Raw genomic sequence first — 21,197 nt, forward strand, 5'->3', positions numbered from 1 at the left:
TCAGGCCGGCGTGCCGAGCTCGCCCCGCAGGATGCTGTCCCCGGAGTGCGCCGGGTCGCCGTCGAACGGCTCGGCGGACACGTCGACCACCGCGAAGTCGTCCAGGTCGAGGCCGACCGGGATCGTGAACCGGCCCTCGTCGCCGTCCAGCACGCCCAGCCCGACCAGCCGCGTGGCCTCGCGGTCGAGCAGCCACACCTCCCGGAAGCCGTCGGCCTCGGCACCGGCCAGGCGGACCACGAGGGTGCGCCGCCCCTCGGCGTCCTCCTCCACGACGGCGTCGCCGGACGCGGACCAGCCGGGCAGGGCGTCCAGCTGCGCCTCGGCGAGCACGGACTCCTCGTCGGAGCGCAGCGCGCTCGCCACCACGAGGCCGCCCGCCACCCCGCCGACGACGAGCCCCGCCGCGGCGGCGAGCAGCCACCCCGACCGCCCGCCCCGGGCGGTGCCGGGCCCCTCGCCCGGCGTGCCGTCGTGGCGCGGCGCGTCGGGCTCCCCGTCGGCCAGGCCCGGGGCGTCGGCCATCCCGGTCGCGTCGGCCGGGTCCGCCGGTCCGCCGGGCGCGAGGTGGGCGGGGAGGCCCAGCTCGTCCCGCACCCGCTCCCAGACGGCGTCCGGCGGTGCGACGAGCTGCTCGCCCGTCGTCCGGCGTCCGACCGCGACGGTGGCGGCGAGCGACGCGACCTCGCGTGCGCACACGGCGCACTCCGCCAGGTGCGCGCGGTCGGCGGCGTCCAGGGGCTCGCCGAGGGCGGCCAGCGCGACGGCGTCAGGGTCGATGTGCCGCATCGTCCACCTCCAGCCGGTCGCGCAGCCGCAGCAGGCTACGCCGGATGTGGCTCTTCACGGTGCCGAGCGGGAGCTCGAGCCTCCGCGCGATCTCGTCGTGGGTCAGGTCGCCGTAGAAGGCGAGCGCCAGGATCGTGCGCTGCGGCTCCCCCAGCCGGTCCAGCTCGTCGACGACCACGACGCGGTCGGCGACCCCTGCGACCTCGGGCTCGGGGTCGCGCCCGGCGCGGGACGCGACCGCGTGCAGGTCCCGGACGTCCCGGCTGCGGCGGCCCAGCACGTCGGCGACGGCGTTCCGGGTGATCCCGGTCAGCCACGCCCGGAGCGGTCCGCGCGCCGCTCGGTACCCGCTCCGGCCGCGCCAGGCGGACACGAAGACCTGCTGCGTGACGTCCTCGGCGTCGGCCGCGGACCCGAGCGCGCGCAGGGCCAGGGTGTGCACGAACGCCGACCAGCGCCGGTACGCCTCGGCCAGCGCGAGCTCGTCGCCGGCCTCGAACGCGCGCGCGAGTGCGTCGTCGTCCCAGTCGGGCGGCGGGCGCAGGTGCGCGACGGAGCTGGACAGGGCACGCCTCCTCGCGGGCCGGAGCGTCCCGTGGGGCACGGGGGTCGCCGGGGCCATCATGCGCCGACCGGGGTGGCGATGACCAGGACGTTGTCCGTGTAGTGCCGTGCGGCCCGGTCGAAGGCGCCGCCGCAGGTGACCAGGGCGACCCGCGCCGGCCCGTCCCGGGTGAACACGTCCGGCCACCGCGCCGCGGACTTGGGGAACCGCACGACGTCGGCGACCGCGTAGGCACGGGTGCTGCCGTCGGCCAGCTCCACCTCGACCGCGTCGCCCGGCCGCACGTCCCCGAGCCGGACGAACGGACCGGTCCCGCCCGACGCCACCGAGTCGACGTGCGCCGCGACCACGGTGGTGCCGGCCGCGTCGCCGGGGTCGGCGCCGAACCGGTACCAGCCGCCGCGCTCGGCCAGCGGCGGGATCTCCATCTGGCCGTCCGCGGCGACCCCGACGGGGTCGACCGGCACGTCGATGCCCTGGGCCGGGACGACCACCCGCACGGGCGCCGTGGGCGAGGACCGGCCGACCGGCGGCGGCGTCGCGGGGACGACCGGGACCTCGGCCACGGCCTCCGGCGGCACGGTCGGGGCCGGGGTCGGGGTCGCGACCAGCCCGGTGGGCGGGGCCGTCGTCGGGCTCACGGACACGTCGCCGCCGACCAGGGCGCCCACGACCCCGGCGACGCCGAGCCCCAGCAGGGCCAGGACGACGATCAGCCCAGCCACGCCGCGGGGGCTGCGACGTGACCGGGCGTCGGTGGGGGGCACGACGGTCTCCGAGTCTGGTGGGGGTGCGGGTGCGGACCTGGACGGGCAGGGGCGCGGGCGGTGGGACGTCCCGCCCGCGCCCCGCCCCCTCAGCGGCGCTGCGCCGCCGGCCGGCGGGTGGTCAGCAGCACGGCGCCGAGCGCGGCGACGAGGGCGGCGCCGCCGAGCCACAGGAGCGGCGAGGGTCCGTCGGCGGCGAGCCCGAGCTCGCCGGACGGCACACCGCCGGGTGCGGAGTGCAGGCCGTCGATGGTCTGCACGGCGAGCTGGAGGTTGCCCGCCTCGAGCGAGCCCCAGGCGTAGACGATCGTGCTCACGCCCTCGGCGACGTCCAGGTCGGTCGGGCCGAGCACCGGGTCGGTGGTCCCGGTCGCGGCGACGGAGGCCGACACCGTGCCGGCGGGCACGGTGAGCGACTGCTCGTCCGGGTTGGACAGGTTCGTGACGACCGGGGTGCCGCCCGCGAGGACGTCGACCGCCGGCGCGGCCGCGGTGTGCCGGACGGTGAGGCGGCCCTGCCCCGCCGGCACCGCAGACGTGTCGTTGGTGTACAGCGTCGCCGTCGGCTGGCCGGCGGCGTCGAGGTGGGCCACGGCGGTGTAGCTCGCCCCGGTGTCGAGCGCGACGTCGACCGGCCCGATCACGGGCGAGCTGGCGTCGACGGCGTCGGCGGCGGTGATCGCGACGCTGTGCGCGCCCGCGGGCAGGTCCAGCGGGCCCGCGAGCGTGCCGGGCGCGAAGTCGTCGAGCGTGAGGGCACCGTCGACCCAGACGTCGACGGTGAGGTCCGGGACGCCGTGCAGGACGGACAGCGACGCGGTCCCGGCGGTCGCGGCGGCGGCGGGCAGTGCGGCGGTGGCCACGACGATCGCAGCGGCGGCGAGGCCGGCGGTCGCGGTGACGGACGGACGATGACGCATGGGGTGCTCCTCGGTCCGTGCCCCCGACTTCGGAGGGCGAGGGTGTGCTGACACCCCCTCTACGGCGCGAGGGCCGTGCACGGATGCACCCGACCGCCGTCAGAGTCGCGCGAGCGCCCAGTCGGCCGGGGCGCGGTACGCGGGATCCGGCGCGACGCCGCGCAGCACGTCGGTGACCTGGCGGAACACCACCGCCCGTGCCACGAGCTCCGGGAAGTCCCGGTCCGCGCTGATCGTGCCCAGGAGCGACGCCGGCGCGCCCTCGAAGCCGACGGCGTCGACGGCCAGCACGGCGACCGACCACTCCACCGGCCGGGCGTACGGCGTGACGTCGATGACGGCCGGCGCCAGGCCCGGGTGCGTCAGCACGTTCCCCGCGACGTCCCCGTGCACCACGGACACGCGCACCGGCCGCGGCAGCGGGAGCGCGTCGGCCACGGGGTGCGGCGCGGGCGGGCCCGGCTCCTCGCCCCAGGACACGCGGTCGGCGACTGCCCAGGGGTCGGACCGCCGGGGCATCGTGCCGGGGTCGACCGCCGCGAACGCCCGCGCGAACCGGCGCGCCACGTCCGCCCGGTGCGACCAGTCCCTCGTGGTGCGGGACCCGGCGAGCCACGGCGTGGCGGACCACCCGTCGACGACCACCTGCCCCGCCGGGGTCGCACGCGGCAGCGCCAGCCGGAGGTCGCCGGCCTCGACCCGGTGCGACACCGCGTGCAGCCAGCGCGCGGTGTCCGCCGCCTCGCCGTCGGCGGGCTTGAGGACGACCGCCCCCGCGCGCCACGAGGTGCCCTGGCCGCCCGGCAGCGGGATCGCCGGCTCCGCGGTGCCGAACGCGGCGACCACGCGCGGCGGCGGGCCGGGCGAGGCCGTCACGACCCGGCCTCGTCCAGCACCGACGTCCCGCGGACCCGCACGGCTCCCGTCCCGACCAGCAGCTCCTGGCCCGGGCAGACGGTCTCGTCCAGGTCGACGGCCCGCCCGTCCGCGTACGTCACGACGAGCGGGCCGTCGTAGCAGGCGGTCACGGAGAGCAGCACCACGCCGCCGTCCGCCCCCACGACGCCGAGGTCCTCGTCGCCGAGCAGCACGGTCACGTCCTGGCCGGACTCGTTGGTCACGGTGACGTCGCCGTCGGGCGCACAGCCCGCGAGCACCAGCACCGCCAGCGCTCCCGTCGCCCACGCGACCGCGCGACGTCCGCTCCGTCCCACCGCAGCACCTCCGCCGATCGTCCCCGCCCGCGCGGTCGCGCGGAGGGCCTGCGCCCGACCGTAGGGCCGGCGCGGGCCCCGGCGCCCCCCGTTCGCGCGTCGAGAGCGTGCGGATCCTGCGCAGACCCGCGGACGGCCGCTACGCGGCGGGCGACCGCGCACCGGCGAACGCCCGCGGGGTCGTCCCGAGCAGCCGCCGGAAGTGCCGGGTGAGGTGCGCCTGGTCGTGGAACCCCGCGCGGGCCGCCGCGTCTGCCGGCGGGTGCCCGGCGAGCAGCAGCCGGCGGGCGTGGTCGACCCGGCGCCCGGTGACGTACCGGTGCGGCGCGATCCCGTACGCCTGGGAGAACACCCGCACCAGGTGGCTGGGGTGCGCGCCGAGGACCTGCGCGGCCTCCACGATCGTGAACGACTCGGCGAGCCGGTCGTCCAGCAGCTCGCGCAGGCGGCGGGCCAGCGGCGCGTCCCGTGCCGTCGCGGGCGGCGAGCCGAGGTGCGTCTGCACGTGGTCGTGCAGCGCGTGGACCGCGCACTCGGCGGCCAGGGCGTCGGCGGGCCGGCGCAGGGCGGCGTGCACCTCCGCCAGCGCCGCCAGGGCCCGGGGGTCGGCGGTCGTCGGCCGGACGACCGCGGCCTCGACCGCGGCCGCCGGGAGCCAGGCCGGCTCCAGGTACAGCACGCGCTTGCGGAACGCCCGCCCGCTGATCGCGGAGCGCCCGTCGTGCGGGACGTGCGGCGGCAGCAGCGTCAGGGACGCCGGCACGGCCTCGTGCGGGGCGCGGTCCAGCTCGTAGGCCACCGCGCCGTCGTCGATGAGCAGGACCGTCCAGGCGTCGTGCGTGTGCGCCGGGTAGGCGTGCTGCTCGAACGTCGCGTGCAGCACCTCCCGCACGGACGGCACGTCCGGTCGCCACGCCCGCACCTGCTCGGTCATGCAAGGAACGTACAAGACCCGCGCCCGGGCCCCGGCGAGGCTCGGACCATGCTCGACGACCTGACGGCACCGGCCGTGACCCCCGACCCCGCCCGCTTCGACACCAAGGTGGCCGTGCTCCTGCGCGACGACCTCCTGCCCTGGCAGGAGCTGAACGTCACCGCGTTCCTCGTCTCCGGGATCATGACCACGGCGGCCGACCTCGCCGGGGACCCGTACCGGGACCAGGACGGCACCGCGTACCTGCCGATGCTGCGTCAGCCCGTGGTGGTCCTCACGGGGTCCGCGGAGACCCTGGCGGCGGCGCGGGCCCGTGCCCTGAGCCGCGGTGTGCCGATCGCCGTCTACACCCGCGACCTGTTCGAGACCGGCCACGACGCCGCCAACCGCGCCGCGGTCGCCGCGGTCCCGGGGGACGCGCTCGACCTGGTGGGCATCGGCCTGCGGGCCCCCCGCAACGCCGCCGACCGCATCACCAAGGGCGCCCGCATGCACGCGTAGCCCGCGCACGCCGAGGTCGTCACGTCGCGCCGAGGTCGTCCGTCCTGCGGGACGACCTCGGGCACGGGTGACGACCTCGGCGGCCGCGACGGCGCCCTCAGGCGAGCGTGGCGGTGTCGATGACGAAGCGGTAGCGGACGTCGGAGGCCAGCACGCGCTCCCAGGCCTCGTTGACCTGGTCCGCGGCGATGACCTCGACCTCGGCGCCCAGGCCGTGCTCCGCGCAGAAGTCGAGCATCTCCTGCGTCTCGGCGATCGAGCCGATCGAGGAACCCGCGAACGACCGGCGCGCCGGGATCAGCGAGAACACCTGGACCGGCAGCGGGTTCGGCGGGGCGCCGACGTTGACCATCGTCCCGTCGACCGCGAGCAGCGACAGGTAGGCGTTGATGTCCAGCTCGGCGCTGACCGTGTTGACGATCAGGTCGAACCGCCCGGCGAGCTCGGTGAACGTGTCCGGGTCGCTGGTGGCGAAGTAGCGGTCGGCGCCCAGGCGCAGGCCGTCCTCCTGCTTCTTCAGCGACTGCGAGAGCACCGTGACGTCGGCGCCCAGCGCGTGCGCGATCTTGACGGCCATGTGGCCGAGGCCGCCCATGCCGACGACGGCGACCTTCGTGCCGGGGCCGGCGCTCCAGTGCCGGAGCGGCGAGTAGGTGGTGATGCCGGCGCACAGCAGCGGGGCGGCGACGTCGAGGTCGAGCCCGTCCGGGATCCGCAGGACGAAGTCCTCGGTGACGACCACCTGCTGCGAGTAGCCGCCCTGGGTGATCGTGCCGTCGCGGTCGGTGCCGGCGTAGGTCTGGGTGTTGCCGCGCAGGCAGTACTGCTCCTGGCCCTTCGCGCACTGCTCGCACTCGCCGCACGAGTTCACCATGCAGCCGACGCCGACCCGGTCCCCGACGGCGAGCGTGGTGACCTCCGGGCCGACCTCGGCGACGACGCCCGCGATCTCGTGCCCGACGACCAGCGGGTACGGCACACCGCCCCACTCGCCGCGGGCGGTGTGGATGTCGGAGTGGCAGATGCCGGCGAACCTGATGTCGATCCGCACGTCGTGCGGGCCGACGTCGCGGCGTTCGATCGTGGTGCGCTCCAGCGGCTGGTCCGGGGCGGTGGCGGCGTAGGCGTTCACGGTGGTGGGCATGCACCGATGGTGCGGGTTCGAGCCCACCGGCGCCAACCCGGAGCGGGGGGTCTGGCCGACCCCTCCTCGCCTCCTCAGGCCGACGCCGCCTGCCACAGGTGCACGGCGGCGTAGGACCGCCACGGGGCCCACCCGGCGGCACGCCCGGCGAGCGCCCGGTGCGCGGCCGCGACGGGCACGTCGCCGTCGAGGATCCCCACCGCCCGCGCCCCGGCCACGAGCGCCACGTCGCCGGTGAGCCACGCGTCGGGGTCGCCGAGCACCCGCATCGCGATGTAGGCGGCCGTCCACGGCCCGATCCGCGGCCGCGCGACGAGGTCGGCGCGCAGCAGGTCCGGGTCCGCGCCGACGTGCACGGCCAGGGTCCCGTCGGCCAGGGCGCGGCAGGTGGCGAGCACGGCGCGCACCGCCTGACCGGGCAGCCGCAGCGGCCGGTCGGGGTCCACGACGTCGCCGGGTTCGGGGACGGCCGCGACGATCTGCGCCGGCGTCGGGAACAGCCGGTCGAGCCCGGGCACGGCCGACGGGTACGCGGACCCCGCCCGCTCCGCGAGGCGGCCGAGGTGGGTGCGGGCGGCGGCCACGGAGATCTGCTGCCCGACGAGCGCACGGACCACGAGCTCGTGCGGGTCGACCGCCCCGGGCACCCGGGCCCCCGGGGTGCGCGCGACCAGCGGGGCGAGCGCCGGGTCCGCGGCGAGCGCGGCGTCGACCGCGACCGGGTCGGCGTCCAGGTCCAGCAGCCGGCGCACCCGGGCGACCGCGGGCGCGACGTCGGCCAGCGACGCGAGCTCCAGGCGCACCCGCAGCCGCCAGCCGGAACCCGGCACGTCGGTCGCCACGACCTCGGCGGCGGCGGGCCCGTGCGGGAGCACCAGCGTCCGGGCGTACCGCAGCGGTCCCCCCTCCGGCACGTCCGCCACCTCCACGCCGGCCACGGCGCGCACCGCCAGGAACCGGAAGACGCCGCGCGCGTCGAACGGCTGCCGCACCGGCAGGTCGACGTCCAGGCGCACCGCGGCGGGACCGCCGGTCCGGTCGCCCGACGCCGCGGGCCCGTCCCCCGCGGGCCGGCGACCGTGCGCGCGCAGGTCAGACGGGCGCGCCGCGAACACCTCCTGGATCGTCTCGTTGAACTGCCGCACCGACCCGAAGCCCGCCGCGAAGGCCACGTCCGCGAGCGGCAGGTCGCTGCCGACGAGCAGCGCCCGGGCCGTCTGCGCCCGCCGGGCCCGCGCGAGGGCCAGGGGGCCCGCCCCGAGCTCGGCCACCAGCAGGCGGTGCACGTGCCGGGTGGTGTAGCCGAGCCGTGCGGCCAGCCCGTCGACGCCCTCGCGGTCGACCACCCCGTCGCCGATCAGGCGCATCGCCCGGCCCGCGAGGTCGCTCCGGAGGTCCCACTCCGGGGTGCCGGGGGCGGCCTCGGGCAGGCAGCGCTTGCAGGCCCGGAACCCCGCCTCGTGCGCCGCGGCGGACGTCAGGTAGAAGGTCACGTGCTGCGGTTTCGGCGTGCGCGCCGGGCACGACGGCCGGCAGTAGATGCCGGTCGAGGACACGGCCGTGAAGAACTGGCCGTCGAAGCGGGTGTCGCGCGCGTCGATCGCCCGGTAGCGCTCGGCGAACAGCGCGTCGCCCACCGTGCAGCGGGGTCCGTGCGCGGCGCGCGGCGCCTGGTCCGTGGTGGTCACGGGACCATCCTCGCCCGTCCCGCCGACACCGGTCTGGCGGGATTCGGACCTCAGCTGAGACCGGCGGCGCGGGCCCAGGCGACCGCCTCCGCGCGGGAGGACGTCCCGAGCTTGCGGTAGATCGACCGGACCTGGGTCTTCACCGTGTTCCGCGAGACGTACAGCCGCTGGGCGATCTGCTCCAGCGACACGTCCTCGCGCAGCTCGGCCAGGACGACGAGCTCGCGCTGGGACAGCGGGTCGCCGAAGATGCTGGGGGCGGGGACGTGGTCGAGGTGCAGGGCGGTCATGGCGGGCGTCCTTCGCGGCTGGGCGGTGCGGCGCGCGCCGGGGCTCGCCGCGCTCCCCTGGTTCGGTGCCGCCGCCCGGTCGGATGGGGTGAGGTGGTGCCGCCGACGGCGGTGCCCCTTCACCCGCTCCGTCCTTCAGTCGCGCAGGTGCCGCAGCGCCGACCCCTTGTGCGCCGCACGGGCGCCCGTCTTCTCCGACTCGACGACGTAGGCCGGGTCGTCGTCCGAGGCCCGGAACTGCCGGCCGTCGAGCTGGAAGTCCGCGGTCCTCCGCTCGACCACCCGGCCCTGCGTGCGCCCCTGCGAGGTGCTCCAGGAGACGCGGTCGCCCTGCGTGAACGTGGCCATCGGCTCGGCTCCCTCGGTGCGGGCGTGCGGTCGGGCGACCAGTCGACCACGACCCGGCGGTCTCGGCACGCGCTCCGGCCGCGGGTCGGCGAGCATGAGGCATGGCCTCCCACCTGCACCGCGACCCCGCCGTCCCCGACGTCCCCAGCGCCGCCCGTGCCCCCCGGGGGCGCTGGCTCGTCGCGGTCACGGAGTACGCGGGCCTGACGGAGTACACCGGCGGGATCGGTCGGCACTACGCCTCGCTCCTCCCGGCGCTCGTGCGCCACGGGGCCGACGTCGACCTGCTGGTCCTCGCCGACGGCCCGCTCCTGCCCGACGCCGACCTCGGCGGGGTCCGGCTGCGGGGGGTCGTCCGGCTGCCCCCGGGCACGCCCCGGCCGGTCGCGCTGCTGCGCCGGGCCGCCGCGGTGCGCCGGGCCCACCGCCGCACCACCGGCGCCGGCTACGACCGCGTCTTCCTGCCGGAGTGGGCCGCGCTCGGGGTGGCGCTCCCGCGCACCGCTCCCCTGCTGACCAACCTCGCGACCAGCACCCGGCTGACCAACGAGATCTCCGGCTTCACCAGCCGCTCGTTCGGCGCGCGCGGCGGTGCCGTGGTCGCCCTGCAGAGCCGGCTCGAGGACCGCCAGGTGCGCCGGTCCGCGGGGCTGGTCGCGATCTCGCAGGCGATGCTCCGCTGGAACGCCGCGACCTTCGGCACCCTGCCCCCGGCACGCGTCGTGCGGAACTGCATCGACGTCGAGCGGGTGCAGGCGGCGGCGGAGGCGGGCCCGCTGCCCGCCGGCTGGCCGGCCGGCGACGACCCGGTCGTGCTGTTCCTGGGGCGGCTCGAGCGGCGCAAGGGCGTGACCGACGCGTTCGGCGCCTTCGCCGGCGTCGTGCGGCGGCACCCGGCGGCCCGGCTGGTCCTGGCGGGGTCCAGCGGCGACCGCCGGTTCGAGCCCGACCGCGCCGCCCTGCTCGCCGCGCTGCCGGCCGAGGCGCGGGACCGCGTCACCTGGCTGGGGCACGTGGCCGGCGACGCGCTGTACCGGGGCGTCCGCGCGGCGGCGGTGACGATCTGCCCGTCGCGCTGGGAGGGCTTCGGCAACGCCGCGCTGGAGGCCAAGGCGATCGGCAGCGCCCTGGTCGTCACCACCGGCAGCGGGTACGACGACTTCTGCACGGACGGCGACGACAGCCTGATGGTGCCGCCGGCCGACCCCTCGGCGCTGGGCGCGGCGATCACGCGCCTGCTGGACGACCCGGCCCTCGCGGGCGCGCTCGGGCGCCGCGCGCGTGCCGGTGCGGCCCGGTACACCGCCGACGCCGTGGCCGTGGACGTCCTCGCCGCCGCGGACGAGCTGCTCGGGCCGGCCCGGGCGGCGAGCGCGCCGCGCGTCACCGCCTGATCAGACCCGACGCCAGCCCGCGCCGTCGCGACGGACCGCGCCCTCCGCCGCGAACGCCTCGAGCCAGCCCTCCATCGGCCACCGGCCCCACCGCCGCGCGAAGACCGCCCCGTTGCGCAGGATGTCGTCGAGGTGCTGCCACGGCGGCGAGGTCGTCGGGTGGTGCTGGTGGTACGCGTGCGCGCCGCCGACCCACGCCAGCGGCACCCCGGCGGCGCGCAGGGCGAACGCGAAGTCCGTGTCCTCCCCGCCGTACCCCTCGTAGCGCTCGTCGAACCGCGGGCCCGTCCGCCACCGCGCCGCGGTCACCGCGAACGACAGCGACCAGAACAGCGGGTACTCGTCGTGGGTGGCGAGCACGACCTCGCCGTCGGGCGGGGCGGGCCGGGCGGCGTGCGGCGCGGTCATCCGCGCCAGCCCGGCCGGGTCGTCCACGGCGGTGCCCGCCGGCAGGTAGGTGACCGGTCCGCACAGGACCGCGTCGCCGTGCCGCGCCGCGGCCGCCTCGTACCGGTCGAGCAGCGCCGGCCCCGGGACGCAGTCGGCGTCGAGCAGGACCAGCAGGTCCGCGCCCAGCTCGACCGCCCGGTCCGCCCCGGCGTTGCGGCCTGCCGCGAGCCGGAGCCCGCCCCGACCCGGCGGCACCCGCAGGACCTCGGCCGCGCCCAGGTCGGCGGGTGGCAGGTCGTCGCCGACCCACACGACCACGGTGCGCGTCCGGGGCGCGCCGCGCACCGCCGCGAGCTGATGGCGCAGGTGCTCCAGGCGCGCGGTGGAGCAGAGGGCGACCACCGCCCGGACCGGCTCCGGCGTCATGCGTCCACCCTGCCCCGCGCCACGGCGTCGACCGCCTCCGCCGCGCGCGCTGCCGCGCCGGCCGTGCGCCACCGGGACCAGTCGGGGTCGAGCGTGGCGACCCGGTCGAGCACCTCCGGCCAGCGCTCCGCCGCGGGCCACGACGGCTCGACCACCGCCAGCCCCGCCCGGTGGAGGGCCTGCGCCGTCTGCACCTGCTCGTCGAACGGCCGGGGCTGCGGCACGACCACCGCGCGCGCACCGGCCACGGCCAGGTCGGCGATCGAGTTCTGCCCGGCCCACGCCACGACGGTCTCGGCGCGGGCCAGCTCGTGCCAGGGGTCGTCGGACCAGGCGGCACGGGCACCCGGCGACGCCGGCGCGCCGAGCAGGGTCCAGCGGCGGCCCGGCGTGGCGCGCGTGGCCGCCTCCACCTCGGCGGGCCCGACCGCCGCACCACCCCGGCCGCTGAGCAGCAGCACGCCCGCGCGCTGGTCGTCGGCGCGGGTGCGACCCTCGAACCGGCTGATCCCGCCGGTGTAGACGGTGCGGTCCCGCACGGGCTCCAGGTGCGCGGGCCGCAGCAGGTCCTCCGGCCACGGCGCGATCACGCGGGACGCGACCCGCAGGCCGAGGGCGTGCGGCTCGTCGTCGCGGACGCCGGGCTGCGCGATCACGACCGGGGGGATCCCGAGCAGGCGTGCCAGCAGCGTCACCTCGACCGAGACGTCGACGACGAACGCCGTCACGCCCCGGGCGTCCGCGACCTCCGCCATCCGGGTGAGGCGGTTGCGGTGCCCGCCGTGCCGCAGAGGCGCCCAGTGCAGCAGCCCGTGCGCGGTCGGCTCGCTGCGGGCGGGCTCGGGTCGACCGGGCTCGACCTCGTCGTCGCGCTCCAGCCGCACCCACGTGCAGTGCCCGGGCAGCCCGGCGGGCTCGGGCAGGGAGCTGAAGCACACGACGTCGGCGTCCAGGTGCGGCGCGATCGCGCGGAGCCGCCCGACGTGACCCTGGCCGTGGTGGTGGACGTACCAGGCGATCGACGGCCGGCTCACGCGCCGATCCCGACCTGCGCGTGCCGCTCCGCCACCATCGCGGCGAACAGCTCCTCCAGCGCGTCCACGCGGGCGTCCAGCGAGAAGTGCCGGCGCGCCGTGGCGCGGACCCGGTCACGCAGGCCGGGCTCCCGGGCCGACCGCTCGATCAGCCCGGCGGCGGCCGCGGCGAGCGCGTCGACGTCGCCGGCCGGGACCGTCGTCATGCCGGTGGCCGTCCGCGCGATCTCGGTGACGCCCCCGACCGCGAAACCCGCCACGGGGGTGCCGCACATGAGCGCCTCCGGGCCGACCAGGCCGTACGGCTCGGCCCAGGCCGGCGTCACCAGGGCGCACGCGCTGCGGCCGAGCAGGTCCGCCAGCGCCGGCTGCGACAGCAGGCCGACGTGGCGCACGCCGTCGCCGAGGTGCGGCAGCACGAACCGCTCGGCGTAGTCCTGGTCGCCGACCCGGCCGGCGAGCGTCAGCTCCCGGCCCAGCGCGCGGGCGGCCGCGATCGCGAGGTGCGGCGCCTTCTCCGGCACGAGCCGGCCGAACCAGACCAGCCCGGCTCCCCCGGCACCCTGCGGCCACGCGTCGGCGTCGATCCCGTTGGGCAGCACGGTCGACGTGATGCCCGCGCGCGCCCACTCGGCGCGGGTGTGCTCGCTGACCGCGACGAAGCGGCTCCGCTCCCCGGCGCACGCCGTGTCCGCCGCGACCAGGTCGTCGTCGACCGGGGTGTGCAGCGTCGAGAGCATCGGGACGCCGAGCTCGCCCGCCCGCCGCAGCGGGAGCCCGTGCAGGCAGTGGTTCGAGATCACGTCGTACCGGTGCGCCGTCGCCGCGACCAGGTCCAGCGCCCGGTCCAGCGCCGGCACGGAGCGCTCCAGGTACGCCGGCGGGTATCGCGAGTCGCTCGACCGCGCACCGTCCGGCCACGCGAGGGTGGGCATCGCGAACGCCGCCGGTCCGGCGTCCAGGAACTCCGACCCCTCGACGGCGATCAGCGTGACGTCGTGGCCCCGGGCGCGCAGCGTGCGGACCTCGTTCCACACCGCGGACTCCAGGCCGCCGGCGTGCGGCTGGCGGATCGGGAACCGGAGCGGGGCGATCACGAGCACGCGCAGCCGCGCGCTCACCGGGCGATCTCCGCGAGGAGGCGGCGGTACAGGTCCGCGTGCGCCGCGGCGACGGCACCGTCGCGCGACGCCCGCGCGGCCCGGCGGGCGCGGACCAGCGCCGCCCGCTCCGGGGTGCCCGCGCGGGTGGTGCCGTCGGCGCCGTCGAGCGCGCGCAGCGCCTCGGCGAGGGCCGTGCCGTCGGGGTCGCCGGCACGCTCCGGCCGGCACGTGACCACCGACCCGTCGGGGTGCTGCTCGGCGTAGTACCCGACCGCCGGGGCCACGACGGGCACGCCCAGGTCCCAGCACAGCTCCAGCCAGCCGGAGTGCGTCCCGTGCGTGTACGGCAGCACGCACGCGTCGACCCGGGCGAGGCTGCGGGCGAGCTCCCGGTCGTCGAGGCGGTCGTGCTCGACCAGCGTCACCAGGGACGACCCGGCGCACAGCGCGCGCACGGCGTCCCGCGCGGCGGGGTCCCGGACCTCGCGGTGCAGCCGCACCTCCGCGCGGGCCGGTGTCCCGGCGGCCGCCAGCGCGGCGACGGCGCCGACGACCCGGCGCGTCGCACCGACCGCGTCGACGTTCGGCCGGATGTCCTTGAGGTGCAGCCCGACCAGCAGCGCGCCGTCGGGGCGGTCGGCGGCGTGCAGCAGGTCGACCGGCACGTCCGCGGCCAGCAGCCGCGGGTGCCCCAGCACGACGGCGTCGCGGGACCACCGCGCGCGCACCTCGTCCGCCGCTCCCGGCGTGAGGGTGACGACGGCGTCGGCGCCGCGCACGAGCGTGTCGAGCTGCGCCCGGTACGGCGCCTGGTCCGTGAGCTGCGGGTGCTCGAGGTCGTGCACGGTGAGCACCACCGGCCAGCCGGCGGCGTGCGCCGCGTCCAGCGTCGCCGCGAGGTGCCCGGGCGAGGACGACTCGGTGCCGAAGTGCACGTGCAGGAGGTCCGCGTCGTCGGCGTGCGTTCGGACCCACCGGGGGTCGAGGACCACCGGGGGCCACCACCGGCCCGGCTCGGCGCCCGGCGGAACCGGGTCGGGCAGCACCTCGACGCCCTCGGCCGCCGTCACCCCGGCGACGTACGGGTGGCCGGCGGGCACCGACGCGACGCGCACGGGCCGGGCAGCGGGCGCAGCCGGCGTCCGGGTCGCGGGGGCCTCGTCCTGGGTCGGGTCGAGCAGCTCCGACATCGTCCTCCTTCGTCTCGCCCGCGGCGCCGCGCCCCCGGCTCGCGTGCCGCGGGCGGGTCGCGGCAGTGCGGTGGGCTGAGTGTCGCGCGGTTGCCGACACCTCGCGACTCCAGCACGATGCGGGCGTGACCTGGACCGATGCACCCGCGCTGCTCCTGACCGGGCCGGCCCGGCACGGAGTCGTCCGCTACGCGCGGGACGTCGCGGACCACGTCGCACGGGCCGGTGCGGGCGCCACCGTGGTCGAGGTCCCGGATCCGCGCGACCTCGTCGACGCCGCCGCCGCGCACGACCGGGTGCACCTGCACGTGACCGACCGGCTGTTCGGCCGCGGTCCCGAGGACGCCGCCGACCTGCTCGAGCGGGTCGCGGCCGTCACGCGCCTCACCGTCACCCTGCACGACGTCCCGCAGCCGTCCGACGGAGAAATCAACCTGCCACGGCGGACCGGCGGCTACGCCCGCGTGGCCGCCGCCGGAGAGGGCGTCGTGGTCAACAGCCGGCACGAGGCGGACCTGCTGGTCGAGCACGGGGCCGTCCCCGCCGGGTACCCGGTGCACGTCGTGCCGCTGGGCACGGCCGCCCGCCCCCGCGCCGGTGACCCGGCGCCCGCCCGGTCCCACGGGGACGCCGCGCTCGTGGCGCTCGTCGCCGGCTACGTGTACCCCGGCAAGGGCCACGACGACGTCGTCCGCGCCGTCGCCCGCACCGCGGCGCGCCTGCGCACTGCCGGGCACCGGCTCGGCGAGGTCGCCGTCGTCGCGGTCGGCGGCCCGTCCCCGGGCCACGAGGACGACGTCGTCGCCCTGCGGGACGAGGCGGACCGGCGGGGCGTCGCGCTGCACGTGACCGGCAGCCTCGACGACGACGCCTTCTTCGCGGGGCTGCGCCGCCCGGGCATCCCCGTCGCCGCGCACCAGCACCTGTCGGCCTCGCGCACCTTCCTGGACTGGGTCGAGGCGGGGCGGCGGCCGCTGGTCGTCGACTCCCGGTACGCCCGGGAGATGGCCACGCTGCGGCCCGGCACGCTCACGCTGTACGCGCCCGCGGACCTGGACCGCGCGCTGGAGCGCGCCTGGCTGGACCCGGGCAGCACCGCCCTGCCGCCGGGCGCGGACCTCGCCCCGACGCTCGACGACGTCGCGCGCGCGTACCGGGCGTGGTGGGCCGCGCAGGTGGCGTCGTGACCGCGGGGGTCGCACTGCCCGGCAACCGCTGGGACCTGCTCGACGGCCGCGTCCCCGCCACGCCCCCGTCGGTGACCGTGGTGGTCGTCCACTACGACCAGCAGGCCGAGCTCGACCGCACGCTGCACGCCCTGCGCCGCCAGGACCACCCCGCCGAGCGCACCGAGGTCGTCGTCGTGGACGACGGGTCGCCCGAGGCCCCGCACGTGCCGCCCGGGGTCCGCCTGGTCCGGCAGGAGGACCGCGGGTTCCGCGTCGCCGCCGCCCGCAACCTCGGCGCGTCCCACGCGACCGGTGAGGTCCTCGTCTTCCTCGACGCCGACACCGCTCCCGAGCCGTCCTACCTGCGCGAGCTCACCCGGCTCCCGGCCCTCGCGCCCGACTGCGTGACCGTCGGCCGGCGGCGGCACGCCGACCTCTCCGGGGTGCCGCTCGACGCCCCCGTCGAGGTCGTCGGACCGCAGCGCGAGCTGACCGAGCCGCAGTGGCTCCGCGAGGCGTACCGGCGGACCCGCGACCTGGTGGACGTCGACGACCGCAGCTACCGGTACCTCATCGGCGCCACCACCGCGTGCAGCCGGACGCTGTTCGCCGCGACCGGCGGGTTCGACGAGGGGTTCGACGCGTACGGCGGCGAGGACTGGGAGTGGGCCTACCGCGCGTGGCTCGCCGGCGCGGTGCTCGCCCACGTCCCGGCGGCCGTCGCCTGGCACGACGGACCGGAGTGGTCGCAGCGCGACGCGGCGTCCCAGGAGCGGAAGAACACCGAGGCCCTGCGCCTCGTCGACCTCGTCCCCGTGCCGGGGTCGCGCGGCCACGGCCTTCCCACCGCCCGGGCTGACGTCGTCGTGCGGCCGCCGGCCGCCGCGGCGAGCCCCGCCCAGCGGTTCGTCAGCCTCGACTCCGTCCTGGCCGGGCTGCCCGGAGCCGTCGCCCTGCCCCCGGAGCCCCAGGACGACCCGCGGTTCGACCGGGTCCGGATCGAGGTCGTCCTCGAGCAGCCCGTGCACGCCCGGGGCACCGCCGTCGCCGACGCCGTGGCGCGGGTCGCCGACGAGGGCCTGGGCGAGCTCGCGCTGCGCGACCCGCACGGCAGGCTGCTGGTCCGCGTCGTCTCCCGGCGGGCGCTGGCCCGCGAGCGGCGCTGGGGCGGCACCCCGCTGTTCCCCCGCGCCGAGGACGTGACCGCGGACCTGAGCGCGCTCACCGACGAGCCCGACGTCGAGCGGTACGTCGGCGGCTGGTGACGTCGGGGACGCCAGGGCGCATGATCGGGCCATGACCCGCGTCGCCATCGATGCCCGCACCGCGGTCCGGATCGTCCGGGAGCGCGTCGCCGTGCCGCCCGAGCACCAGCTCGTCGCGCCGACCCTGCTCCGCTCGCAGGTCCTCTCGCTGCTCTACCGGGATGTCCGCGACGGCGTGCTGGCCGACGCCGAGGCCCGCGCCCTGCTGGACGGCGTCACCACCCTGCGGATCCGGCTCCTCGGGGACCGCGTCTCCCGCGCGGTCGCCTGGCGGATCGCGGCGCAGCTCGGCTGGGACGACACCGCCGACGCCGAGTACGTCGCCGTCGCCCAGCTCCAGGCGGACGTGCTGGTCACGGCGGACCAGGACCTCGCGCGGCAGGTCGAGGGCCTCGTCGAGACGGCGCCGTTCGCGCTGCTGACGGGGCTCGGCGCGGGCTGACCGCACGGACCGCTCAGCGGGCGGCGTGGGACGCCGCGGGGTCGATGATCCGCCGGGCGCGGACGCCGTTGTCGACCACGACCGACGCCCGTTCCCACGGCCGCCGCCGCGAAGTAGAGCCGGCACTTCCTCGCGGTCGTCGACCCGGGGACCGGCCTGATCGACTGAGGCGGGCCGCGGCACGTCAGCAGCCCCTCGCCTCTTCCAAGGTATAGCTCACGGGGGGTCTTGCGGCAAGGCCCCGGTGGGGGCGCAGACTCCCTGGCCGTAGCCGTTCCCTGGCCCGGAGATCGGCCCGCGCGACCCCACGGAGCTGACCACGTGACCCCCTTGACCACCCGGTCCTTCGACCTGCCCGGACGACTCGCCGCGAAGGCGGACCCCGCGCTGATCGCCGCCGACGAGCAGCAGTTCGCCGCCATCGCCGACATCCTGGAGCAGACGGTCGCCGACCTGACCGAGCGGCTCGCGGTCGCCCGCCGGGCACCAGGACGGTCGGGGCAGGCGGCGCTCGACCGCGACCAGGAGGTGCACCGGCTCACCGCCCGGCTCCGGCTGCTGCGGCGGTTCACGCTGGACGCGTGCCTCGGACGCATGGTGCCCGCCGACGGTGCCGACCCCGTGTACATCGGGCGGCTCGGCCTGACCGACGCGAACGGGCGCCGGCTGCTGGTCGACTGGCGCTCGCCCGCCGCCGAGCCGTTCTTCGGTGCCACCCTGGCCGACCCGATGGGGCTGGCGAGCCGGCGGCGCTACCGGTGGAACGGCGGCCGCGTCGGCGACTACTGGGACGAGGTCCTCGCCACGGACGGGTCGGAGGTCACCGCCGCCCTCGACGCGGACTCGGCGTTCATCGCGAGCCTCGGCACGAGCCGCTCCGACCGCATGCGCGACGTGCTCGGCACCCTTCAGGCCGACCAGGACGCGATCATCCGCGCCGGGTCCGGTGGTGCGCTCGTCGTCGACGGCGGCCCCGGCACCGGCAAGACGGTCGTCGCGCTGCACCGCGCGGCCTACCTGCTGTACGCCGACCCGCACCTCGGCCGGCAGCACGGCGGGGTGCTGGTCGTCGGACCGCACGAGCCCTACCTCGCGTACGTCGCGGACGTCCTCCCCCGGCTCGGGGAGGAGGGCGTCCGGATCTGCACGCTGCGCGACCTCGTGCCCGAGGGCGCGTCGGCCCGGCCGGAGGGCGACCCGGAGGTGGCCCGGCTCAAGTCGTCCGCCGCCATGGTGGGTGCGGTCGAGCCGGCCGTCCGGTTCTCCGAGCGGCTGCCCGCCGAGGGCCTGCTCGTCGAGACCCCCTGGGCGGACCTGTGGCTGAGCGCCGCCGACTGGGTCGAGGCGTTCGACTCCCCCGACCCCGGCACCCCGCACAACGAGGCCCGCGACTTCGTCTGGGAGACGATCCTGACGATCCTCGTGGACCAGCACGACGCCGAGGTCCCGGAGGACCAGCTCCGCCGGGCGCTCGCGCGGAACGCGGACCTGACCGCCGCGTTCAACCGGGCGTGGCCCGTCCTCGAGGCGACCGACCTGGTCGCCGACCTCTGGTCGGTGCCGGCCTACCTGCGGCTGTGCGCGCCGTGGCTCACCCCGGACGAGGTGCGCGTCCTGCAGCGCGAGGACCCCCGGGCCTGGACGGTGGCCGACCTGCCCCTGCTCGACGCCGCCCGGCAGCGGCTCGGCGACCCCGAGGTCGCCCGGCGACGCCGACGTGCCGAGGCCGGCGCCGCGGCGCAGCGTGCGGCGATGGACCGCGTGGTCGACGACCTGATCGCCACGGACGACTCCGAGATGAGCGTCATGTCGATGCTCCGCGTCGGGGACCTCCGGTCCGCACTGGTCGACCAGGACGCCCTGCCGACCGCCGACCCGGACGTGCTCGCCGGGCCGTTCGCGCACATCGTCGTCGACGAGGCGCAGGAGCTGACCGATGCCGAGTGGCAGATGCTCCTGCTCCGCTGCCCCTCCCGCAGCCTCACGGTCGTCGGCGACCGCGCCCAGGCCAGGCACGGCTTCGCGGAGAGCTGGGTGACACGGCTCGAGCGCGTCGGCCTGGGCAGCGTCCAGGTGCGCCGGCTCGGCATCAACTACCGGACCCCGACCGAGATCATGGCCGAGGCGGAGCCCGTCATCCGCGCCGCCCTGCCCGACGCCAACGTCCCGACCTCGGTCCGCAGCGGCGGGACGCCCGTCCTGCACGCGCCGGTCGCCGACCGGGACGCGATCCTGCACGCGTGGCTCCACGAGCACGCCGTCGGCGTCGCGTGCGTGATCGGTGACCCGGGGTTCACCGGCACAGGACGCGTGCGGTCGCTCACGCCGGAGCAGGCCAAGGGCCTCGAGTTCGACCTGGTCGTGCTCGTCGACCCGGACGCGTTCGGCGACGGCGTCGAGGGCGCGGTCGACCGGTACGTCGCGATGACCCGGGCCACCCAGCAGCTCGTGGTGCTGCGCCGCGGGTGACGTCCGGGAGCTGCGGCGCACCGGGTGGCGTCCTCCGCTCGGAACGGTGGGGCGGGCGTGATACTGACCGCGTGACGCCCGCCCCGGACACCTCCCGGCCCGGCCCCTCGGCGGGCCGGGCGTGGATCGACCCCGCGTCGCCCCGGGTGCTGCGGCTCGCGGGCGAGGTCGACGTCGAGACGGTGGAGCAGCTCTGCGAGGCGCTCGGGGTCGCGCAGATCGGGTTGGGCCGCGCGCTCGCTGCCGCCGGGGTGCGGGAGATCGACCTGTCGGAGGCGACCTTCATCGACTCCGCCGTCGTGGCGCTCGTCGTCGGGATCGTGCCGCCCCTGCGGCCCGAGCGGCTGCGGGTCCGGGGCGCGTCCGGGTCGCCGCTGGCGACCCTGCAGCTCACCGGGGTGGACGCGCTGCTCGAGCTCGTCTGAGACCGCGCGGCGCCGCTCCGTGCGGCGGGATCACCAGGTGACGGTGAACCAGACGACCTTCCCGCCGGTCCGTCGCGGTCGCCAGCCCCACGCCGACGTGGAGGCCTCGACGATGTGCAGCCCGTGGCCGCCGGGCAGGCCCGCGCGGTCCTGCTGCGGGACCGGCGGACGCGGATCGCCGTCCTCGACCTCCACCGTGAGGTCGCCGGCGCGCAACCGGATACGGATCTCCACGGTGCCGCTGCCGTCGGCGTGCCGGATCGCGTTGGTCACCACCTCGCTGGTGACCAGCTCCGTCGCCGCCAGCGCGTCGCGCGTCGCGTCCACGTCCCGTGCTTGCTCCAGCACCCACCGCCGCGCCCGGGCGACCGAGCCGGCGGTGGCGGGGACGACGACGCGACGGTCGTCAGATCCCGAGCTCGCCACGCCCCCACCGTAGGGGCCCGACCGCCACCTGGCACAACCAGAGCCGAGTGGTGGCACACCCACCTGGAACCGTGCGGTCGGCGCCGCACGGACGCCGCCGACACGCGGGAGCACCTCGCCGCTCACCTCGTGAGCTGCGGCTCGCGCTCGCCAGCGCCGCCCGGTTCTCGCGTCGCCGGCCGATACCTCGGCTTGCGACGCGAGAATCGGCTGGTGATGCGGCTGGCTCCGGGGCGGCCGAGGGGGCCATCAGGTGCTGGGTGGACCGCGCCGATCACCTCGGCACGCCCGCGCCGGCACGCGT

General features: G+C 77.6%; 23 protein-coding genes. 7 read left to right on the plus strand and 16 right to left on the minus strand.

The features are described 5' to 3' along the window. From ACWPWW_RS02190 to ACWPWW_RS02220, 7 genes are all read right to left on the minus strand, one after another. Entirely contained in the window at positions 1 to 789 is a 789-nt protein-coding gene (locus ACWPWW_RS02190; RefSeq protein WP_454048707.1) for an anti-sigma factor, read from the minus strand. Beyond that, positions 770 to 1,414, minus strand: coding sequence for an RNA polymerase sigma factor (locus tag ACWPWW_RS02195; RefSeq protein WP_454048708.1), 645 nt, complete (start codon positions 1,412 to 1,414; stop codon positions 770 to 772). The genes ACWPWW_RS02190 and ACWPWW_RS02195 overlap by 20 nt, the downstream gene beginning before the upstream one ends. Further along, complete coding sequence (locus tag ACWPWW_RS02200) at positions 1,411 to 2,079, minus strand: class F sortase (protein WP_454048709.1); 669 nt, start codon at positions 2,077 to 2,079, stop codon at positions 1,411 to 1,413. The genes ACWPWW_RS02195 and ACWPWW_RS02200 overlap by 4 nt, the downstream gene beginning before the upstream one ends. 131 nt (positions 2,080 to 2,210) lie before the next feature. Next, positions 2,211 to 3,041 (minus strand): DUF4397 domain-containing protein, encoded by an 831-nt coding sequence (locus ACWPWW_RS02205; protein WP_454048710.1) that lies wholly within the window; start codon positions 3,039 to 3,041, stop codon positions 2,211 to 2,213. Positions 3,042 to 3,140: 99 nt separating this feature from the next. Then, entirely contained in the window at positions 3,141 to 3,917 is a 777-nt protein-coding gene (locus ACWPWW_RS02210; RefSeq protein WP_454048711.1) for a hypothetical protein, read from the minus strand. Continuing rightward, positions 3,914 to 4,255: a hypothetical protein gene (locus ACWPWW_RS02215; RefSeq protein ID WP_454048712.1), complete on the minus strand. Its 342-nt coding sequence runs from the start codon at positions 4,253 to 4,255 to the stop codon at positions 3,914 to 3,916. Before ACWPWW_RS02215 ends, ACWPWW_RS02210 begins: the two co-directional genes overlap by 4 nt. Positions 4,256 to 4,394: 139 nt before the next feature. Next, complete coding sequence (locus ACWPWW_RS02220) at positions 4,395 to 5,189, minus strand: AraC family transcriptional regulator (protein ID WP_454048713.1); 795 nt, start codon at positions 5,187 to 5,189, stop codon at positions 4,395 to 4,397. Positions 5,190 to 5,237: 48 nt separating this feature from the next. On the opposite strand from ACWPWW_RS02220, the gene ACWPWW_RS02225 reads away from it, so the two are divergent. Beyond that, on the plus strand, positions 5,238 to 5,690 hold the full coding sequence (locus tag ACWPWW_RS02225; RefSeq protein WP_454048714.1) for a DUF2000 family protein: 453 nt from the start codon (positions 5,238 to 5,240) through the stop codon (positions 5,688 to 5,690). Positions 5,691 to 5,787: 97 nt separating this feature from the next. Here ACWPWW_RS02225 and ACWPWW_RS02230 read toward each other — a convergent pair whose 3' ends face one another. From ACWPWW_RS02230 to ACWPWW_RS02245, 4 genes are all read right to left on the minus strand, one after another. Next, complete coding sequence (locus tag ACWPWW_RS02230; RefSeq protein ID WP_454048715.1) at positions 5,788 to 6,834, minus strand: NAD(P)-dependent alcohol dehydrogenase; 1,047 nt, start codon at positions 6,832 to 6,834, stop codon at positions 5,788 to 5,790. Positions 6,835 to 6,908: 74 nt separating this feature from the next. Continuing rightward, the gene (locus ACWPWW_RS02235; protein ID WP_454050379.1) at positions 6,909 to 8,471 is read right to left on the minus strand and encodes a DNA-3-methyladenine glycosylase 2 family protein; all 1,563 of its coding nucleotides are present in this window, start codon (positions 8,469 to 8,471) and stop codon (positions 6,909 to 6,911) included. A 101-nt stretch (positions 8,472 to 8,572) separates the two neighbouring features. Further along, the gene (locus ACWPWW_RS02240; protein ID WP_454048716.1) at positions 8,573 to 8,812 is read right to left on the minus strand and encodes a LuxR C-terminal-related transcriptional regulator; all 240 of its coding nucleotides are present in this window, start codon (positions 8,810 to 8,812) and stop codon (positions 8,573 to 8,575) included. Positions 8,813 to 8,947: 135 nt separating this feature from the next. After that, positions 8,948 to 9,160, minus strand: a complete 213-nt coding sequence (locus tag ACWPWW_RS02245; protein ID WP_454048717.1) for a DUF2945 domain-containing protein — start codon at positions 9,158 to 9,160, stop codon at positions 8,948 to 8,950. A gap of 101 nt (positions 9,161 to 9,261) precedes the next feature. Here ACWPWW_RS02245 and ACWPWW_RS02250 point away from each other — a divergent pair, with 101 nt between their 5' ends. Then, positions 9,262 to 10,554 carry a glycosyltransferase family 4 protein gene (locus ACWPWW_RS02250; protein ID WP_454048718.1) on the plus strand — a complete coding sequence of 431 codons (1,293 nt, stop codon included), beginning with the start codon at positions 9,262 to 9,264 and terminating at the stop codon, positions 10,552 to 10,554. Here ACWPWW_RS02250 and ACWPWW_RS02255 read toward each other — a convergent pair whose 3' ends face one another. The 4 genes from ACWPWW_RS02255 to ACWPWW_RS02270 are packed head-to-tail and all read right to left on the minus strand — an operon-like array spanning position 10,555 to position 14,697. Next, on the minus strand, positions 10,555 to 11,370 hold the full coding sequence (locus ACWPWW_RS02255; protein ID WP_454048719.1) for a glycosyltransferase family 2 protein: 816 nt from the start codon (positions 11,368 to 11,370) through the stop codon (positions 10,555 to 10,557). After that, positions 11,367 to 12,404, minus strand: coding sequence for a glycosyltransferase (locus tag ACWPWW_RS02260; RefSeq protein ID WP_454048720.1), 1,038 nt, complete (start codon positions 12,402 to 12,404; stop codon positions 11,367 to 11,369). Before ACWPWW_RS02260 ends, ACWPWW_RS02255 begins: the two co-directional genes overlap by 4 nt. Then, positions 12,401 to 13,525, minus strand: coding sequence for a glycosyltransferase (locus ACWPWW_RS02265; protein WP_454048721.1), 1,125 nt, complete (start codon positions 13,523 to 13,525; stop codon positions 12,401 to 12,403). The genes ACWPWW_RS02260 and ACWPWW_RS02265 overlap by 4 nt, the downstream gene beginning before the upstream one ends. Beyond that, positions 13,522 to 14,697 carry a glycosyltransferase gene (locus ACWPWW_RS02270; RefSeq protein WP_454048722.1) on the minus strand — a complete coding sequence of 392 codons (1,176 nt, stop codon included), beginning with the start codon at positions 14,695 to 14,697 and terminating at the stop codon, positions 13,522 to 13,524. The genes ACWPWW_RS02265 and ACWPWW_RS02270 overlap by 4 nt, the downstream gene beginning before the upstream one ends. A 125-nt stretch (positions 14,698 to 14,822) precedes the next feature. On the opposite strand from ACWPWW_RS02270, the gene ACWPWW_RS02275 reads away from it, so the two are divergent. The 5 genes from ACWPWW_RS02275 (at position 14,823) to ACWPWW_RS02295 (ending at position 20,467) form a co-directional block, all read left to right on the plus strand. Further along, positions 14,823 to 15,884, plus strand: a complete 1,062-nt coding sequence (locus ACWPWW_RS02275) for a hypothetical protein (RefSeq protein ID WP_454048723.1) — start codon at positions 14,823 to 14,825, stop codon at positions 15,882 to 15,884. Then, positions 15,881 to 17,131 carry a glycosyltransferase family 2 protein gene (locus ACWPWW_RS02280; protein WP_454048724.1) on the plus strand — a complete coding sequence of 417 codons (1,251 nt, stop codon included), beginning with the start codon at positions 15,881 to 15,883 and terminating at the stop codon, positions 17,129 to 17,131. Before ACWPWW_RS02275 ends, ACWPWW_RS02280 begins: the two co-directional genes overlap by 4 nt. Positions 17,132 to 17,162: 31 nt before the next feature. Then, positions 17,163 to 17,573: a type II toxin-antitoxin system VapC family toxin gene (locus ACWPWW_RS02285; RefSeq protein WP_454048725.1), complete on the plus strand. Its 411-nt coding sequence runs from the start codon at positions 17,163 to 17,165 to the stop codon at positions 17,571 to 17,573. Between the two features lie 321 nt (positions 17,574 to 17,894). Continuing rightward, entirely contained in the window at positions 17,895 to 20,042 is a 2,148-nt protein-coding gene (gene helR / locus ACWPWW_RS02290; protein ID WP_454048726.1) for an RNA polymerase recycling motor ATPase HelR, read from the plus strand. 71 nt (positions 20,043 to 20,113) lie between these two features. Continuing rightward, positions 20,114 to 20,467, plus strand: coding sequence for an STAS domain-containing protein (locus tag ACWPWW_RS02295; protein ID WP_454048727.1), 354 nt, complete (start codon positions 20,114 to 20,116; stop codon positions 20,465 to 20,467). 30 nt (positions 20,468 to 20,497) lie between these two features. Here ACWPWW_RS02295 and ACWPWW_RS02300 read toward each other — a convergent pair whose 3' ends face one another. Then, positions 20,498 to 20,893 (minus strand): ATP-binding protein, encoded by a 396-nt coding sequence (locus ACWPWW_RS02300; protein WP_454048728.1) that lies wholly within the window; start codon positions 20,891 to 20,893, stop codon positions 20,498 to 20,500. Positions 20,894 to 21,197: the final 304 nt, after the last annotated feature.

The sequence above is a fragment of the Cellulomonas sp. Marseille-Q8402 genome, assembly GCF_965119525.1.